Annotated in this window: 15 protein-coding genes; 14 read left to right on the forward strand and 1 reads right to left on the reverse strand. The window is 29.4% G+C overall.

The window, feature by feature from the left end:
* Positions 1 to 242 precede the first annotated feature (242 nt).
* The 12 genes from GQX97_RS09025 (at position 243) to GQX97_RS09080 (ending at position 13,679) form a co-directional block, all read left to right on the forward strand.
* Positions 243 to 1,280 (forward strand): hypothetical protein, encoded by a 1,038-nt coding sequence (locus tag GQX97_RS09025; protein WP_232473307.1) that lies wholly within the window; start codon positions 243 to 245, stop codon positions 1,278 to 1,280.
* 71 nt (positions 1,281 to 1,351) lie between these two features.
* Positions 1,352 to 2,713, forward strand: a complete 1,362-nt coding sequence (gene dnaA, locus GQX97_RS09030) for a chromosomal replication initiator protein DnaA (protein WP_157151609.1) — start codon at positions 1,352 to 1,354, stop codon at positions 2,711 to 2,713.
* 514 nt (positions 2,714 to 3,227) lie between these two features.
* The gene (locus tag GQX97_RS09035) at positions 3,228 to 3,881 is read left to right on the forward strand and encodes a nucleotide exchange factor GrpE (protein ID WP_157151610.1); all 654 of its coding nucleotides are present in this window, start codon (positions 3,228 to 3,230) and stop codon (positions 3,879 to 3,881) included.
* Positions 3,882 to 3,923: 42 nt separating this feature from the next.
* Positions 3,924 to 4,133 (forward strand): hypothetical protein, encoded by a 210-nt coding sequence (locus GQX97_RS09040; protein ID WP_157151611.1) that lies wholly within the window; start codon positions 3,924 to 3,926, stop codon positions 4,131 to 4,133.
* A gap of 64 nt (positions 4,134 to 4,197) precedes the next feature.
* The gene (gene dnaK, locus GQX97_RS09045) at positions 4,198 to 6,117 is read left to right on the forward strand and encodes a molecular chaperone DnaK (RefSeq protein WP_157151612.1); all 1,920 of its coding nucleotides are present in this window, start codon (positions 4,198 to 4,200) and stop codon (positions 6,115 to 6,117) included.
* Between the two features lie 106 nt (positions 6,118 to 6,223).
* Positions 6,224 to 8,056, forward strand: coding sequence for an ankyrin repeat domain-containing protein (locus GQX97_RS09050; protein ID WP_157151613.1), 1,833 nt, complete (start codon positions 6,224 to 6,226; stop codon positions 8,054 to 8,056).
* A gap of 444 nt (positions 8,057 to 8,500) precedes the next feature.
* On the forward strand, positions 8,501 to 9,514 hold the full coding sequence (locus tag GQX97_RS09055; RefSeq protein WP_368666569.1) for an ankyrin repeat domain-containing protein: 1,014 nt from the start codon (positions 8,501 to 8,503) through the stop codon (positions 9,512 to 9,514).
* Positions 9,515 to 9,934: 420 nt separating this feature from the next.
* A complete protein-coding gene (locus GQX97_RS09060) occupies positions 9,935 to 10,819 on the forward strand; it encodes an Rpn family recombination-promoting nuclease/putative transposase (RefSeq protein ID WP_157151615.1) in 885 nt (294 codons plus the stop codon).
* Between the two features lie 27 nt (positions 10,820 to 10,846).
* Positions 10,847 to 11,197 (forward strand): tRNA-binding protein, encoded by a 351-nt coding sequence (locus tag GQX97_RS09065; RefSeq protein WP_157151616.1) that lies wholly within the window; start codon positions 10,847 to 10,849, stop codon positions 11,195 to 11,197.
* 106 nt (positions 11,198 to 11,303) lie between these two features.
* Positions 11,304 to 12,158: an AAA family ATPase gene (locus tag GQX97_RS09070; protein ID WP_157151617.1), complete on the forward strand. Its 855-nt coding sequence runs from the start codon at positions 11,304 to 11,306 to the stop codon at positions 12,156 to 12,158.
* Entirely contained in the window at positions 12,151 to 12,840 is a 690-nt protein-coding gene (gene thiE, locus GQX97_RS09075) for a thiamine phosphate synthase (protein ID WP_157151618.1), read from the forward strand. Before GQX97_RS09070 ends, thiE begins: the two co-directional genes overlap by 8 nt.
* Positions 12,807 to 13,679 (forward strand): thermonuclease family protein, encoded by an 873-nt coding sequence (locus GQX97_RS09080; protein WP_157151619.1) that lies wholly within the window; start codon positions 12,807 to 12,809, stop codon positions 13,677 to 13,679. The genes thiE and GQX97_RS09080 overlap by 34 nt, the downstream gene beginning before the upstream one ends.
* 370 nt (positions 13,680 to 14,049) lie before the next feature.
* On the opposite strand, the gene GQX97_RS09085 is transcribed toward GQX97_RS09080, so the two are convergent.
* A complete protein-coding gene (locus tag GQX97_RS09085) occupies positions 14,050 to 16,212 on the reverse strand; it encodes a PTS transporter subunit IIABC (RefSeq protein ID WP_157151620.1) in 2,163 nt (720 codons plus the stop codon).
* A gap of 221 nt (positions 16,213 to 16,433) precedes the next feature.
* Here GQX97_RS09085 and GQX97_RS09090 point away from each other — a divergent pair, with 221 nt between their 5' ends.
* Positions 16,434 to 17,132 carry a tol-pal system YbgF family protein gene (locus tag GQX97_RS09090; protein WP_157151621.1) on the forward strand — a complete coding sequence of 233 codons (699 nt, stop codon included), beginning with the start codon at positions 16,434 to 16,436 and terminating at the stop codon, positions 17,130 to 17,132.
* A 61-nt stretch (positions 17,133 to 17,193) separates the two neighbouring features.
* Entirely contained in the window at positions 17,194 to 18,891 is a 1,698-nt protein-coding gene (locus GQX97_RS09095) for a DNA repair helicase XPB (RefSeq protein ID WP_157151622.1), read from the forward strand.
* Positions 18,892 to 18,945: the final 54 nt, after the last annotated feature.

Raw genomic sequence — 18,945 nt, forward strand, 5'->3', positions numbered from 1 at the left:
GAAGCAAAAGGGCTATATTTTAGCTTAAATTATTTATTATAGTTTTTATTTACGATTTTTTTATAAAGTTATAAATATTTTGTAATATCTTCTATAATATTGTCTGTATAAATTATAATATAACCTTTATTTTACCGAAAATATTAATATACTATATAGTATTATACTTGAGTATTGGTTTATTAATGATATAATACTCTTTAAGGTATAAAATAAATACTACTATATATAAGCGGAGTATTATGTCAGATAATAATTTAATGCCAGACAATAATTTAGTGTTGGATGAAACAGAAGTTCTTGCCGTAAGATTTATAGCAGAATATCCAGATTTGGACCAATATATATATTTCGTATTTTTTATAGATAAACTAACAATTAATCTTATTACCAAAACAGTATTAGTTTCAGATAATTATGAGTTATTTAAAGTATTAAATAGCTATGATAATTATTTGGAGCTTTATAAATATATAGAAGTTTATAATAATCTAAATTATAAAGTAAATATAGCTTTAGATAAATTAAATAGCGATTTAGATTCTGTTTTGTCTAACAGAACAAATGTAGTTCATACCACTATGGCAGCTATTAATGATGATATTATTTCTATAATAGATATATTTTCAGATACATTAAATGTTTCTATGGATTATAATATAGGCATATACGATGTAAGTTGTAAGGGGCTCGATATTGATGAAGTTAATAGTTTTATACAAGAGTTTAAAAAAGAGTTTGAAGGCAGCAATATAGATATAAGTCAATATAATTTAGATTCAAATAAAGATGAATCAAATAATGAAGAGAGTATTACATCAAAATATAAAATAGTAAATGGCGATTTTGTTGTGGCACCTATTATGGGCAGAGCTATAGCGGATATAAAGTTAGGTGATAAGATTATAGTAAAAGTAGATTATAGTTCTTTTTATCCAAGTATGACATATTTAGATGTGAATTCCAAAAAAAATAATAATAAATATTTGGTTGTAGGCGAGGTTATAGAGAAGACTGTTAATGAAGATTCTACAAGCATAGCATTAGCATTAAGTAATGAACATTGTGCTATAATAGAGGAGACAGAGCCTATAAAAGTTAAGGTATTTAATCCTCAAAAAGATAATTATATAACACCAAACTCTTATCAGGATAACACTAAAGAAGAGCAAATATATAGAATGTTATCACATTTTAATATGTTTAAGTTTTTATTATATGGATTAGGTTTTATTTCTTTATTTGTTTTGATTTATATTTTATTTGTTATAATACTATGATTGATTTTGATTAAAGTTTATAATGATTTAATACCGATAAAAGAGCAATTAAATTTTTTAAAGATAGATAGATGGAAAAGATAAAAGAATATTTTAATGAGTTTCTAGAGATAATATCAGAAAATGGAGAATATGCTGGGGTTGCTTTACTTAAGGGCAGTGTTTTTAGGGTTGATGATGAATATAATGTAAGTATTATTTGTTCGGGTGATTTTGCAGCTAATCATATAAAGAAAGATTTTTTAGAGCGTATAAAAAGTTATTTAAAAGATAAATCTGGATATGATATAAATATTCAAGTGTTAGTTGATGTAGAGATTGTTAATGAAGAAGAAAATAATATTGATGATGCTTCAGAAATAACAGTAACAACAGAAAATAATAATAATAATACAAAAAATAAATATAAATCCAATTTAAATGAATATTTCAAGTTTGACAATTTTATAGAGGGAAGCAATAATAAATTTGTTTTTGCTGCTGCCAAATTGGTTGCTGAGAAACCGGGCAGAGAATACAATCCTCTTTATATATATGGAAGTGTTGGTATAGGAAAAACTCATTTATTACAAGCTATAGGCAATTATTACTTGGAAAATAATCCAGATGCAAAAGTTAATTATATAGATGGAAGCGGATTTAGAGATGAATATATATACGGTCTTCAAAGTAAAAAGTCTGATAACTTTAAAAAGAAATATAAATCTTTAGACATGTTTTTACTTGATGATTTGCAATTATTAGAAAGTGCTCAGGAGACTTCTAAAGAATTGTTTGAAATATTTCAGGCTTTAGATAATGGCTGTAAGCAGATGGTGTTTGTAAGTGATAAGCCTCCGAAGGAACTTAGAAACATTGAGGCAAGATTAAAAAACAGATTTGAAAAAAGTTTAATATTATCCATCGAGCCTCCGCAGTATGAAACAAGACTAGCCATAATAGAGAGAAAACTAATTGATTTAAATACAACTATTGATGAAGAAGTAATAAAATATATGGCAGAAAATATTACAACAGATGTTCGTAAGATTGAAGGAGCTATTAGAGCTTATTTGTCTGTAAGAGATTTGATGAAAATAACTCCTACTGTTGAAGAGTGTGATAAATTAAATATATTCAAAGATTATTTTACTAACAAACCAAAATTAAAAAATGCTACTATAAAAGAAATAAAAAAAATAGTTGCAGATTATTACGGTATAGAGATGAGTGCCTTTACGAGCAGTGAGAGAACAAAGTTTATAGCTAAGGTTCGACATGTTGCTGTGTACTTAGCTTGTGAATATTCTAAAAAATCTGTTACGGAAATTGGCTTAGAGTTTAATAGAGACCATGCTTCTATAATACATGCCAGAGAAAAAATAAAAGAAGAGCTTAAAGCAGATTCACATGTTGCAAGAGAAATCAATGATATAATATCTTCTTTGTCTTAATTTATTAGAATTTAGCCAAATTTAAGCAAATTTATATAAAATTACTATAAAAAATAAATGTATGATATTTTGATATTTTTTCTTGACATTTATATAAATTCTTATATAATATTACTTGTATTGTTAAATAATACAATTTTTCATAAACCTCCTTATCACCCTGCAGATCCTTTCTCGGGGTGATACTTTTTTAAACACCTCTTTATAATTGCCTGTATAATTATTAAACATGTATTATTTGTATAAATGTGTTATTATTGAACATAATATTTATTTTTAAAATAATATTTATTTTTTATAATTGTAAAACCATAACTTCTATGTAGTTTTGATGATTTATAGCACACTCCAGTAAATAAAGCAGGTAATTTAAGCCTATATTAGTATTTTATGCTATTATTTTACTGTTTTTTAATAAATATAATAATAAAAAGATAATATCTTTGGCACGATTATTGCATATATTGCAGTGTAACTTCTGTGAATAATAAAAAGGAAATTAAAAGGAGATTAAATGGAAGAAGAAATGAAAGAAGGCAATGAAACGGCTAATAATGAAAAGGTTAGCGAGGATATTGCAGAAAACAATTCTAATGCAGAAGCTAATGAAACTAATGAAGAAGAACAAAAAGAGGCTTGTGAATGTTGTGAATCTTGCGAATGTTCTGAGAATAATGAAGATGAAATTAGCATTCTAAAAAAGAGAATAGAAGAGTTAGAAAATGAAGTTTCTGATATGAAAGATAAATATATGCGTGCTATGGCTGAGGCAGAGAATATTAGAAAGAGAACTGCCAAAGAAAAAGCTGACGGCATAAAGAGAGCTAATAAAGGTATGTTATTATCTCTTATCAATTTTATGGATAATTTTGAGAGGGCATTAAAATCTTTTGATAATGATGAAACTATAAAGGGAAGCGAATATTACAAAGGCATAGAATTAATACATAAGCAGTTTATAGATTTTTTAACTGATAATGGTGTAAGTGAGATAGAGGCATTAGGAGAGGAGTTTGACCCTAACTTGCATGAGGCATTAACTATGATAGAGGTTCCTGATATTGATAAGGAGCAGGTTGTAGAAGTTTATGCTAAGGGCTACAAATTAAATGATGAACTTTTGAGAACGGCTAAAGTTGTAGTTGGAAAACCAAAAGCAACTGAATAATAATAAATTTTTATTTACTTTATATTTTAAGGAGATTTTTATATGGCACATATTCAACTTTTTAGAGCTTATTTTGAACCTAAAGCATCAAAAACAGAAAGCATAAAACACATTGATAAGGTTTTGCAAGATTTAACAGATGAGATTAACAGACATATAGAAAACAGAGAAGTTATTAATGTTGATCTTAATACATCACATTTAGGAAATGGGCATACTGAATATATTGTAAGTGTTCTAACGAAGAACTAGACTTACAAAGTTTAACAATACATAAATATATATTTAATTATTAACATTTAAGGAGAAGTTTATAATGAGTAAAATTATTGGAATAGATTTAGGAACTACAAATTCATGTGTAGCGGTAATGGAAGGCGGTAAACCTGTAGTAATAACAAACAGTGAAGGAAACAGAACAACACCTTCTATAGTAGCATTTACAAATAAAGGGGAAGTATTAGTAGGACAGCCTGCTAAAAACCAAATGGTAACTAACCCAGAAAATACAATATTCTCTATAAAGAGATTTATGGGCAACACTTATGCAGAAGTATCAGAAGAGCGTTTAAGAATGCCTTATACAGTTATAGAGGAAGACGGAAAAGTAAAAATTAAAACACTTGAAGGAAACTTTACTCCTCAAGAGATAAGTGCTAGAACACTTCAAAAGATGAAACAAACAGCTGAAGAGTATTTAGGTGAAACAGTAACAGATGCAATCATCACAGTACCTGCATACTTTAATGACAGCCAAAGACAGGCAACAAAAGATGCTGGAAGAATTGCTGGACTTAATGTATTAAGAATAATAAACGAGCCTACAGCTGCTGCTTTAGCTTATGGTATGGAGAAAAAGAAAGATGAGAAAATAGCAGTTTATGACTTGGGCGGCGGTACATTTGATATATCTATACTTGAATTAGCTGACGGAGTATTTGAAGTAAAAAGTACAAACGGTGATACACATTTAGGCGGTGATGATTTTGACCAAGCTATAATTAATTGGCTAATAGAAGAGTTTAAGAAAGATACAAGCGTTGATTTAAATAACGACAAAATGGCTTTACAGAGATTAAAAGAAGCTGCTGAAAAAGCTAAAAAAGAACTTTCTAGCTCACTTCAAACAGATATTAATTTGCCGTACTTGACAGCAGATACATCAGGCCCTAAACACTTGAATGTATCTTTATCAAGAGCAAAATTTGAGGATTTAGTAAGAGGCTTAGTAGAGAAAACTCGTATCCCATGTGAAAAAGCATTGAAAGATGCAGGACTTTCTACTAGCGATATAGATGAAGTTATACTTGTTGGAGGTTCTACAAGAGTACCTTTAGTACAGGAAACAGTTAAAAACATATTTGGAAAAGAGCCGAACAAAAGCGTAAACCCAGACGAAGCAGTAGCAATGGGTGCTGCAGTACAGGGCGGTATAATTAAAGGTGATGTTAAAGACGTACTTCTTCTTGACGTTACTCCGCTTTCACTCGGTATTGAAACAGAAGGTTCAGTAATGACTGTTTTAATTAACAGAAACACTACTATACCTACAAACAAAAAACAAGTGTTCTCAACAGCAGCAGACAATCAATCATCTGTAACTATTAGAGTATTACAAGGTGAAAGAAAAATGGCTAATGACAACAGAGAGCTTGGAAGATTTGACTTAGTAGGCATACCTCCTGCACCAAGAGGCGTACCTCAAATTGAAGTTTCATTTGATATTGATGCTAATGGTATAGTACATGTTACAGCTAAAGATTTGGGTACTGGTAAAGAGCAGAAAGTAACATTGTCTTCTTCAAGCGGACTTAGCGAGGAAGAAATAAACAGAATGGTTCAGGATGCAGAAAAACATGCTGAAGAAGATAAAAAGAAAAAAGAGGAAGTTGAGGCTAAAAACAATGCTGACCATATGATTTATCAAACAGAAAAATTGTTGAAAGAAAACGGAGACAAATTACAGCCTTCAGATAAATCAGAGATTGAGTCAAAAATGAGTGCTTTAAAATCAGCAGTAGAATCTAACAATACAGACAGTATAAAAAGAGCTACAGACGATTTACAAGCGGCATGGAGCAAAGCTTCAGAGGCTCTTTACAAACAAGCAGGAGCACAGCAAGGTCAGGCAGATGCACAACAAGCACAGCCAGATAACAGCCAAGATTCAGGCAGAAAAGATGATAGCGTAGTTGATGCTGACTATGAGGTTGTTGATGATAATGACAAAAAATAATTATAGATAAAAAGTAAAAGTTGAATATATAAAGTCTAGTAGGCGGTTGGAAGTTAATTTTTAATAGTTGATTTTCAGCCGCCTATATTTTTATGGAGTATATAAAATGATTGAATTATTGGAAGCCTCTAAAAATAATGATTTAGAAACATTAAAAGCCTTAATAGAAAAAGGAGCTGATATAAATGCTAAAAATGATTATGGAAAAACAGCTTTGATGATAGCTTCAGAGAATGGGCATTTGGAAATTGTTAAGTATTTAATCGATAAAGGTGCAGATGTTAATAATGAAACCATGTATGGAGATACTGCTTTAGTATATGCTTCAGAGAATGGACATTTTGAGGTGGTAAAATATTTAATAGAAAAAGGAAGTGATATAATAAATCATAGCAGTGCTTTATGGTATGCTTCAAAAAATTGTCATAAAGAAATAGCTAAATTATTAATAGATTCTGGTGCAGATATTAATTTTAAAAATATATCAGATGTTACTGTTTTGATATTTGCTTCAATGAATAATCATTTAGAAATAGTAAAATTATTAGTAGATTCAGGAGCTGATATAAATGTTAAGGATAAAAAGGGTGGAACTGCTTTGAGATATGCTTTGGAAAAAGGGCATTTAGAAGTAGTAAAATATTTGATAGATAAAGGAGCTGATATAAATGCTAAAAATGATTATGGAGAAACAGCTTTGATGTGGGCTTCAATAGATGGGCATTTAGAAGTAGTAAAATATTTAATAGGTAAAGGTGCTGATGTAAATGCTAAATCTAACAATAATGGAACAGCTTTGATGAGTGCTTCAAGAAATGGGCATTTAGAAATAGTGAAATATTTGCTAGATAAAGGTGCTGATATAAATGCTAAAAATAGTCATAATTGGACGGCTTTGATATTGGCTTCAAGAAATGGGCATTTAGAAGTAGTAAAATATTTGATAGATAAAGGAGCCGATATAAATGCCAAAGATAAATTTTATAATTGTACAGCTTTGATGTGGGCTTCAATAGATGGGCATTTAGAAGTAGTAAAATATTTATTAGATAAAGGAGCCGATATAAATGCCAAAGATAAAGATAATGGAACAGCTTTGATATTGGCTTCAAGAAATGGGCATTTAGAAGTAGTAAAATATTTAATAGGTAAAGGGGCTGATGTAAATGCTAAAGATGATAGTAATATTACAGCTTTGATATTTGTTTCTAAAAAAGGGTATTTGGAAATAGTAAAACTTTTAATAGATTCAGGAGCTGATATAAATGTTAATGATAAAAAGGGTGGAACTGCTTTGAGATATGCTGTGGAAAATGGGCATTTGGAAGTAGTAAAATATTTGATAGATAAAGGTGCTGATGTAAATGCTAAAAATAATAAAAATATTACAGCTTTGATGTTTGCTTCAATTAATGGGAATTTGGAAGTAGTAAAATATTTGATAGATTCAGGAGCTGATACAAATGTTAAGGATAAAAAGGGTAGAACTGCTTTGAGATATGCTGTGAAAAATGGGCATTTGGAAGTAGTAAAATATTTGATAGATAAAGGAGCTGATGATTTAAATGAAGTTTTGATGAGGGCTTCAAGAAATGGGCATTTAGAAGTAGTAAAATATTTGATAGATAAAGGATTTGATATAAATGCTAAAGATGATAGTAATATTACAGCTTTGATGAGGGCTTCAAGAAATGGGCATTTAGAAGTAGTAAAATATTTAATAGATAAAGGAGCTGATATAAATGCTAAAGATGATAGTAATATTACAGCTTTGATGTGGGCTTCAATTAATGGGAATTTGGAAGTAGTAAAATATTTGATAGATAAAGTAGCCGATGTAAATGCTAAAGATAATGATGGTAAAACAGTTTTGATGTGGGCTTCAAGAAATGGGCATTTAGAAGTAGCTGAATTTTTGAAAGCTAATGGAGCTATATAATTAAAACTATAGTGAGACAAATATATATAAAGTATTGAAAATGCAGTTCTTTTGGTTCTTTTATACCAATACCGAGTAGGTGCCTATCGGCAAAAGAACTGGGGTGCGGGGCAAAGCCCTGCAAAATAAAAAACTTAAAAAAAATTTTTCGGCAAATTCAAATCATATATTCTAAAATAACTATATTTTGTTATATGATTTTTTTGTTCAACTTTTTCCCGCAGCAAAAAGTTGCAAAAAATGCAAATGTTTTAGCTTTGTATGTTGTTAATATATATAAATGAATGTAAGATAATATCTGTATTTTTATTTTATAGATAAAGCTATATTTTATAAAATGCAGTTCTTTTGCTTTTTTACTAAAATATAAATTTATTTTGGGTAAAATGTATTTGTTTCAGCATTATGGTTTTGAGTTATGATTTAGAGTAAGGAAATATAAAGATAGCAGAATTTTTAAAATATAATGGAGGCAGTATGAAAAAGAAAAAAGATGTTGAGTTAATAGAAGTTATTAAAAAGAATGATTTAGAAAGAGTAAAATTTTTAATATCAAATGGTGCTGATGTTAATATAAAAAACAGATATGGTAATACTCCTTTAAATACAGCTTCAGGATTTGGTTATTTTGAAATTGTTAAATATTTGATAGATAAAGGAGCTGATGATTTAAACTTGGCTTTGGGTTATGCTTCAGAGAACGGTCATTTAGAAATAGTTAAATATTTGATAGATAAAGGAGCTGATGATTTAAACTTGGCTTTGAGACATGCTTCATATAGTGGGTATATAGAAGTAGTTAGATATTTGATAGATAATGGGGCTAATGACTTAAATGATGCTTTAAACTATTCTTCAGAGAACGGTCATTTAGAAATAGTCAAATATTTGGTAGATAAAGGGGCTAATGGCTTAAATGATGCTTTAAACTATGCTTCAGAGAGCGGTCATTTGGAAATAGTCAAATATTTAGTAGATAAAGGAGCTGATGATTTAAATATGGCTTTGTGCTATGCTTCAGAGAGCGGTCATTTAGAAATAGTCAAATATTTGGTAGATAAAGGGGCAGATGTTAATAATGAAAATAGAGATGGTGATACTGCTTTAGTATATGCTTCTGAGAATGGACATTTTGAGGTGGTAAAATATTTAATAGAAAAAGGAAGTGATGTAATAAATCATAGTAGTGCTTTATGGTATGCTTCAAAAAATTGTCATAAAGAAATAGTTAAATTATTAATAGATTCTGGGGCAGATATTAATTTAAAAAATATAGAAGATGTTACTGTTTTGATGCTTGCTTCAATGAATAATCATTTAGAAATAGTAAAATTATTAGTAGATTCAGGAGCTGATATAAATGTTAAGGATGAAAAGGGTAGAACTGCTTTGAGATATGCTGTGAAAAATGGGCATTCAGAAGTAGCGGAATTTTTGAAAGCTAATGGGGCTAAATAATTATATTTTGTAATAGAAGTTTTTTGTTAAACTTTATATATTGGAATATTTATAGGTGCAAGATAATGCTTGTATTTTATTTAAAAATGCAGTTCTTTTGGTTCTTTTATACCAATACCGAGTAGGTGCCTATCGGCAAAAGAACTGGGGTGCGGGGCAAAGCCCTGCAAAATAAAAAAACTTTTAGAAGCTTTAAAATTTTTAGTATGTAGTTAAATAACTATATTTTGTTATATGATTTTTTTCTTCAACTTTTTCCCGCATTACACCGTGTGGACTTCGTCAAAGTTTTAGCCATTCGGGCACGCTTCGTAGAGGGGCTAGCCCCCACAAATAAAAAACATATTTTCAACTTATAAGCCTAAATAATCAAATACATCACTCTTTGACAATTTTCTGCAACATTAGTATAATATACACATGAATAAGATTAATCTATTAAATGACTTTTTTATCAGGTATCTTTTAGCTTCTAAAGGTGATGAGGATATACTTGAAAATATAGTGAATGCTGTACTTACTAATATTGGTTTTGAAACAGTTCATAATTTAGAGATAATTAATCCTTATAATCTTAAAGATAATCAATATTTAAAAGAATCTATTTTAGATGTAAAAGCTAAAACTAATGATAATAAAAAAATCATAATAGAGTTTCAGCTCTTTGGAAATATAGATTTTTTAAAAAGAATTTATTATTATATATCAAAAAATATAGCTTTAGAATTAAAAACTAATGAGGCTTACAGAGATATAAGTCAAATAATTAGTATAAATTTTTTAGATTTTAATTTAAACTTTAATGATAATGGAAAAGAGCATAGATGTTTTAAGCTTATAGATACTGATAATCATAATATAAGTTTAGATATGATTCAGATACATTTAATAGAGATAAAAAGATTTAAAAAAATATTAGAAACTTCAACCATTGAAGATATAAAGAAAAATAAATTACTTTCTTGGATAGAGTTTTTTACGTCAAAGGATTTAAATAAAATTATAGACAAGCTAAAGGAGGAAAACATCATTATGAGCAAAGTTATAGAAAAATATAAAATATTTACTTCTGATGAAGAGAGTATGCAAGTTTATAATGCTCGTGAGGCTTTTCTATATGGACAGGAAGTTATGCTAAAGAGGGAGAGGGAAGAAGGTATAAAAGAAGGTATAGAAAAGGGTATTGAAAAAGGTATAGAAAAAGAAAAATATGCATTAGCTAAAAATATGAAAACAGAAAATATAGATATTAATTTAATAAGTAAAATAACAGGTTTAAGCAAAGAAGAAATAGATAATTTATAATTCAATTATTTGCAAACGGATTTATATATGGAAAATAATATTAAAAACGAAACTACTTTTGACAATTTCCTTTCTCTCGACATTAGAGTAGGCACAATCATAGAGGCAGAAGATTTTCCAAAGGCTAAAAGACCTGCATACAAATTAAAAATTGATTTTGGAGAATTAGGAATAAAAGTATCATCTGCTCAAATTACTAAGCTCTACAAAAAAGAAGATTTAATTGGAAGAAAAATTGTTGCCGTTGTAAATTTCCCAAAAAAACAAATAGCTAACTTTTTTTCTGAATGCCTTGTTCTTGGTGCTGTAAAAGAAAATAATGAAGTTGTTTTACTTAGCATTAATGAAGAAGCAGAAAACGGTACTCCTATAGGCTAATTTCTTTTAATTTAACATGCTCATTACAATTTGACTTTTTGTATAATTGATTTATCATTATAGCCAAATACATTTATTATAAATATTTTTTATATTAGAGGAAAATATGGAAAAAATAAAAATAGAGAATGTAGAGCTAACATTATCGCATCCTGATAATTTAAATATAAAATGGACAGGACAAAATGATTTAGTTAGGCAGATAATGGCTTCTTGGCATATAATATCTGAAGATGATATACCACTAAACCCTAGAATTGTGGGTAAGCCCGGTGCTGGAAAAACTACTCTCTCATATTATGTAGCTAAAGAACTTCTTAAAAGAGATGTTTATATATTTCAATGTACAGTGGACACTAGACCAGAGGATTTAATAATAATACCTGTAATATCAGAAAATAACACAATAAGTTATCATGCTTCAAGTTTGGTTACTGCAATGATTAAGGGTGGGGTTGCAATACTTGATGAAGGAAACAGAATGAGTGAGAAAACTTGGGCTTCACTTGCTCCGCTTCTTGATGACAGAAGATATGTTGAAAGTGTGATTGCGGGTATAAAAATAAAGGCTCATCCAGATTTTAGAGTTATAGTTACAATGAATGATGATGCGAGCACTTTTGAACTTCCTGAATATATACATTCTCGTTTGCAGCCTACAATAGAGCTTCCTTTTCCAGATGTTAAAGAAGAGTATGACATATTAAAAATGAATCTTCCTTTTGCTGATGATGAAATATTAAAAATTACTGTTGGTTTTTTACAGAAGTCGCATATACATAATGCTTCTTTTTCTGTGAGAGATGGTATTAGCATGGCGAGATACGCTATGAAGCTTTATAATAGTAATATTGCCCATAGTAAAGATTCTGCTTTTTTAATAGCTTTAAAATCTGTGCTTGGTAATGAGGGCATTAGAATATTATCACTTAATATTGATGAGAATAACAAAGATGAATAATTTTAAAAATTTAAAAAACAAAAAAGAGAAAAGAGATTATTTAAAAGAGAATTATTTTAATAAGTCTATATACTGTGTTACTGCTGAAGATTTTTCTAAGGGACGAAATAATATTGAAGTAGTAGGCTCTATGCTTGAGGCAGGTATAAAGATTATTCAATATAGAGAAAAAGAAAATCCTAAAAAATATATGCGTGAGAAGTATGAAGAATGTGTTAAGATAAGGGAGATGACAAAAAAAAGCAATGCATTATTTTTAGTAGATGATTATGCTGATTTGGCTTTGGCGGCGGATGCTGATGGGGTGCATATTGGTCAAAATGACATGCCTATAGAAGTAGTTAGAAAGATTGTTGGAGAGGATATGATTATAGGGCTTTCTACAAAAAATATTAATGAAGCTAATGAGGCTTTAAATAGCAGTGCTGATTATATTGGTATTGGTCCTATATTTGATACTAATACTAAAATTGATGCTAATAATGCTGTGGGTATTGAGTATTTGGATTATATTGCTAAAAATATTGATATGCCTTTTGTTTGTATTGGGGGCATTAAACTTAATAATATGGATTTGCTTATAGAGCATAATGCAAAATGTTTATGCATGCTTACTGAGATTGTTGCTTCTGATGATATTAAAAATAAATGCGAAACTTTAATAAAAAAAATGCATTCTTAATAATAATTATTTCATTTGTTTTTTTATTTGCTCTAAGTAATTTTTTATTTAATGATAAAGAAGCATTATTTATAGATGATGCTTCTATTGAGGCATTTATTAAAAACTCTAACACTCAAATAATATATGATTATATAAAATTTAGAGAAGATGTTTTTGTTGTTGTAGATAATGATAGTAAATCATTAGACAATATAAAAAATGTTTTTCCAAGTGCTAAATTTATAGGTGAGTTTCGTTTTAAAATATATTCAAGATTAAGAAAAAATATATTATGTTTTTTTAGCGATGATAGTCTAATAGAATATGCTTACAAAAATAAAATAGCGTATTATAAAGTTGTATTAGATATTAATAGTATAAATAAAAATGAGTATATTACATTAAGAGATTCTAATAATTCAAAAATATTTTTATCTATTACAAATGAAAATAACAATTATTATAATATTGATAAAGATTCTATAAAAGTTTTGGACGGCGACACCATAACATATAATAATAATATTTATAGGTTTATAGGGCTTGATGCACCAGAGTTGGAACAAGTTTACGGCAAAGAGGCAAAGGACTATGTTTCTAATTTAATAAAAAATAGTGAAAAAGTTTCTATACTCGTTTCTTCCTATGATGTATTTGATAGGATATTATGTCATATTTTAGTTGATGATGTGCCTTTAGCTTATTATATGATAGAAGAAAAGTTAGCAAAAGAGACTATATTAAAATATGGAGATAATGGTTTTGATGAAATTGCTAGCAATATAGTTTATTTATCGAAGTTTCAGGGTAGGCGAAAGTTTATAGACCCAGCGAGATACAGAAGAGAAAACCGCTAATTTTGTTTAAGATTTTTTAATTATAAATATTAGTATAAATGATATTAATTTTATTTTAAATGTAGTATAAAGTATATATTTTAGCTAAAAAATAGCCTTTTTGCTTCTTTGTGGCACGCCGCAAGGGCACTTCCTTCGGTCGCAAAAGAAGTGGGGTCTGGGGCAAAGCCCCAGATATAAAACAAAAATATAAATATTATTTTAGCTTTATATATTAAAAAAAATATTAGCTATAGTATTTGCACTTTTTGCAACTTTTTGCGGCGGGAAAAAGTTGAACAAAAAACTTGTATAACAAAATATATTTGTTTCAGTATATAAAAAAAGGAGCTTAAAAAAATTAAGCCCCTTTATAGTTATTTATTAATTATTATTTTTTAACATCAATGAGTTTGTCTAAAGCATTTACACTAGCAGATGATGTTGGCTCTATATTAGCATAATCATCAGAGTTAGTGACAATTACAGGAGTAACTGTAGGGTAGCCTGCGGCTTTTATTCCCTCAATGTTAAACTCTAATAATAAATCGCCTTTCTTAATTTTCTGACCATCTTCAATATGAGAAGTAAAATGCTCACCATTGAGTTTAACAGTATCCATACCTATATGGATTAACAACTCAACGCCTTTATCAGAAGTAAGCCCAATAGCATGTTTTGTAGGGAAAGCAGTCTCTATTATTCCGTCAAAAGGAGCATATACTTTGCCTTCAGCTGGGTCAATAGCAATGCCCTTACCCATAGCACCAGAAGAAAATGCTTCGTCTTTAACATCTTCAAGTTTAACAATACTTCCTTTAATAGGAGCATAAACAGTGTCAACAAGTTCATTACTGCTAGCAGATGCTGATTCTTGCTTTTTAGGTTCATTAGCAGCAGTGCTTTCACTAGAAGCAGCAGTAGCATTATTTTCATTGTCGCTTATAGGGTCATTCAAATACTCTTCAAGTCTTGATTTTATTACTGTAACTTTTGGTCCATATATAACCTGTATTCCATTACCTTTTTTGATTATACCAGCAGCACCGCTAGCTTTTAATGTAGCATCAACAACTTTTGAAGGGTCAAATACTGTTACACGAAGTCTTGTAGCACAGCAATCAACATCGCTAATGTTTTTCTTACCGCCAAGTCCTGCAGTTATTAAAGGAGCCTCTTCGTATTGGAATAGTGGATTTGTATCAACTTTCTCTCCGCTTGCAGCAGCCTTAGCAGCAGCAACATCCGCTCTTCTATAAAGTTTAGGCTCTTCACTGTCTGGTTCTCTTCCCGGTGTTTTCCAATCAAATTTCTTAATCAAAGCAGAGAATAAGAAATAGTAAATAAAGAAATAAACAGCACCAACTACTACAATCCATATCCAATTAGTTTTAGCATTTCCTTGTATTACACCAAATAATAGTAAGTCTATTAAACCGCCAGAGAATGTCATACCAACTGTAACATGAAGTATATGCATAAGCATAAAAGATATACCAGCAAGTACACAGTGTATAGCATAGAATATTGGAGCTACAAATAGGAATGTAAATTCTATAGGCTCAGTAATACCTGTAATCATAGCTGTTAGAGCAGCAGAGAAAAGTAAAGCACCTACAACTTGTTTTTTCTCTGGTCTAGAAGTCTTATACATTGCCAAAGCAGCACCCGGTAAACCAAATATCATGAATGGGAATTTACCAGTCATAAAACGAGTAGCATCAACACTGAATGCAGTTGTAGTAGGAGAGCCTAACTGAGCAAAGAATATATTTTGTGCACCTTCTACTAATGTACCGTCTATAACCATAGTACCGCCAAGTGAAGTTTGCCATAAAGGTGTATAGAATACGTGGTGAAGACCGAAAGGTATTAATGCTCTTTCTATGATACCATAGAATAAAGTACCCACATAACCAGAACCAGCTATTAAATCTCCGAGTTTATTCATTACAACCTGTATAGGAGGCCATACAAAATACATTAATATACCCACTACCAAGAAAGTAATAGCAGATATTATAGGCACAAATCTTGTACCGCCGAAAAATGATAATACTTGAGGAAGCTCTATAGTATAGAATCTGTTATGTAAAGCAGCTACTCCTAATCCTACTATAATACCTCCAAATACACCCATCTGAAGTGATAATATACCAACAACATTAGTAGTAGAACCAGCTAATAATTTATCAGCTCCCCCCATAACTGTTATCATCTTACCAATAGAAGCATGCATTACAAAAAATGCTATAGCTCCAGATAAAGCAGCAACCTCTTTTTCTTTCTTTGCCATACCAATAGCTACACTCATAGCAAATATTATAGGCAAGTTTCCAAATATAATATTACCAGCCTCACTTAATACTGATAATATATCATAAGCAATAGTGCCCGGACCTAAAATCCCCATGAGATTATAAGTTTCAAGCATAGTTGTGTTTGTAAGAGAGCTGCCTATACCCAAAAAGAGCCCTGCTACAGGAAGCACAGCTATAGGAAGCATGAATGACCTTCCTACTCTTTGCAATACTCCAAAAAGTTTATCCTTCATATGTAAAAACTCCAATTTTTTTGATATAATATAATATTATCAATATTTTTTTATATGTCAAATGATATTTTGTTTTAACGATACCTTTATCACAAAAAAAGATAAATATTAGCAAATTATAGAATAATAACTATAATAAATATTGAAAATAAATACTTGATTTTTTCGCTTTTACTATTATAATTAAATACTAAAAATAATGAAATTAATAAGAGGATATTATGTCTGAAAATACTACTACATCTAAACTTCAAAAAAATGCGGAATTAATATTTACTTATGTATATAACAATAGAATAATTTTTATATCTGGTTTTGTGTTGATAATAGCAATTATAGCTGGTATTTTAATTTATAATATGAATATAGAAAATGCTGATAAAGAAACAGCAGCAAATTTTGAAGAAGCTTTGGCATTATACGGTATGTATCAAACAGCAAATATTCCTCAGGAACAATTAAACAACCCCGCTTTAATAGTAGATATTACTACAAGAGTTCAAAAAACTTATAATGAAGCTAAAGGAAAAACTCTAAAACTTAGAGCAGCTTTTACTTTGGGCGGGCTTTATTTTGATGTTGCTAACTATAACGAAGCTAAAAAATATTATCAGGAAGTGGCAAACTCTAGAGGCTTTTATTTGCAGCCTGCCGCTTCATACAATTTGGCTAATGTATTAATAGAACAAACTAATTATGCAGAGGCTGCTGCTGTTTTAGAAAACTTTACTAAAGCATATCCTAAAAGTTATTTAACTCCTCAAGCAACTTTAACTTTATCTGATGTATATAGAAAACAAAATGATAAAACTAAAGCTATTAATGTATTAAGAACTTGGGTAAATAATAACACTAATAATACAGAATATTTTAATATATTTAATGAAACTATTACTCTTATAGAAAACAATATATATTAATTTTTTATTAATTTTTTATTAATTTTTTATTAATTTTTTATTAATTTTTAAGGAAAAAACATTGAATAATAATGCTCCTATCATAGTTCAGGGCGATGGCACTATTTTATTGGATGTAAGTACAGAGCATTTTGAAGAAATAAGAAATTTTTTGCTTGTATTTGCTGAGCTTGTAAAGAGTCCTGAATATATTCACACATATAGAATTACATTAGTATCATTATGGAATGCTGCTAGCTTAAATTATAGTGCCGAGTCTATAATAGATTTTTTAAAGAAATATTCTTCTTATGATATACCAAAAAACATTGTAAAACAAATAGAAAGCAGTATATCAAAATATGGAAAAATAAAGATTATTAAAGAAGATGATGATAAATATTATCTTGTAAGCGATGATGAAACTATTATAGAAGAAGTATTGCATTATAAGGCAATGGTAAAATATATTAAAAGAGAAGTTAATGATAATAAAATAGAGATAGACCCAATTTACAGAGGGCATATAAAATTAGCTCTCATAAATATAGGATATCCTGTAGAAGATTTAGCGGGGTATAAAACAGGAGAAGAGTATCATTTTAATTTACGTAATAAGCTTTTATCTAATGGGGAAGATTTTTCTTTGAGGGAGTATCAATTAAATGCAATAGATGCCTTTTATGCAAATGGACGTCCTGAGGGTGGTGCTGGTGTTATAGCTTTGCCTTGCGGTACTGGTAAGACGGTTGTAGGAATAGCTGCTATGAGTAAGATGCAGACAAAAACTCTTATAATAGTTACAGGTGTTACAGCTTGCAGGCAGTGGAGAGATGAGATATTAGATAAAACAGATATACCAAAAGAGGATATTGGCGAATATAACGGACTCAACAAAGAAATAAAACCTATCACAATAGCCACATACAAAATACTTACATATAGAAAAGACAAAGAATCTCCTTTTGTGCATTTTGAATTATTTTTTAAGCATAATTGGGGGCTTATAATATATGATGAGGTTCATTTGCTTCCTGCTCCTATAATAAAGCTTACCAGTGAAATTCAGAGTATGAGAAGGCTTGGGCTTACTGCTACTTTGGTGCGTGAAGATGGGCTTGAAAAAGATGTATTTTGTTTAATTGGTCCTAAGAAGTTTGATATGCCTTGGAGGGAGCTTGAAGAGAAGAAGTTTATTGCTGAGGCTTATTGTTATGATTTGAGAATACCTTTAGATAATACACAGAGAGCTGATTATGTGGTGTCAAGCGATAAAGTGAAGTTTAGAATTGCTAGTGAAAATATACTTAAATATGAAATAGTAAAAAAAATTATAAAAAAACTTGAAGGTAAAAATATACTTATTATAGGGCAGTATTTAAATCAGCTTAATGAAATGAAAAGACAGACTGGATATACCATTATTACAGGTAAAACTCCTCAGGCTGAAAGAGATGAGATTTATAAAAAGTTTAAGTCTGGCGAGATAAAAATACTTATAGTAAGTAAAGTAGCTAATTTGGCGGTTGATTTGCCCGATGCTAATGTATTAATACAAATATCTGGTACTTTCGGCTCTAGACAGGAAGAAGCTCAAAGGTTAGGGCGTGTTCTTCGTCCTAAAAAAGGTGAAAACAAAAGTTATTTCTTTTCGGTTATTACAAGCGACACAAAAGAAGAAGATTTCTCTCATAAGAGACAATTATTTCTTACAGAGCAGGGATATCATTATGAGCTTTTGGATATGGCTTCTTTTGAAGAGCTTACTTTTTCAAAATAAAATTTTATATAAAGTTCTTATTTTTTATATTTTAAATAAAAAAAACACTCTATA

This window comes from Brachyspira sp. SAP_772 (assembly GCF_009755885.1).
GTDB lineage: Bacteria > Spirochaetota > Brachyspiria > Brachyspirales > Brachyspiraceae > Brachyspira.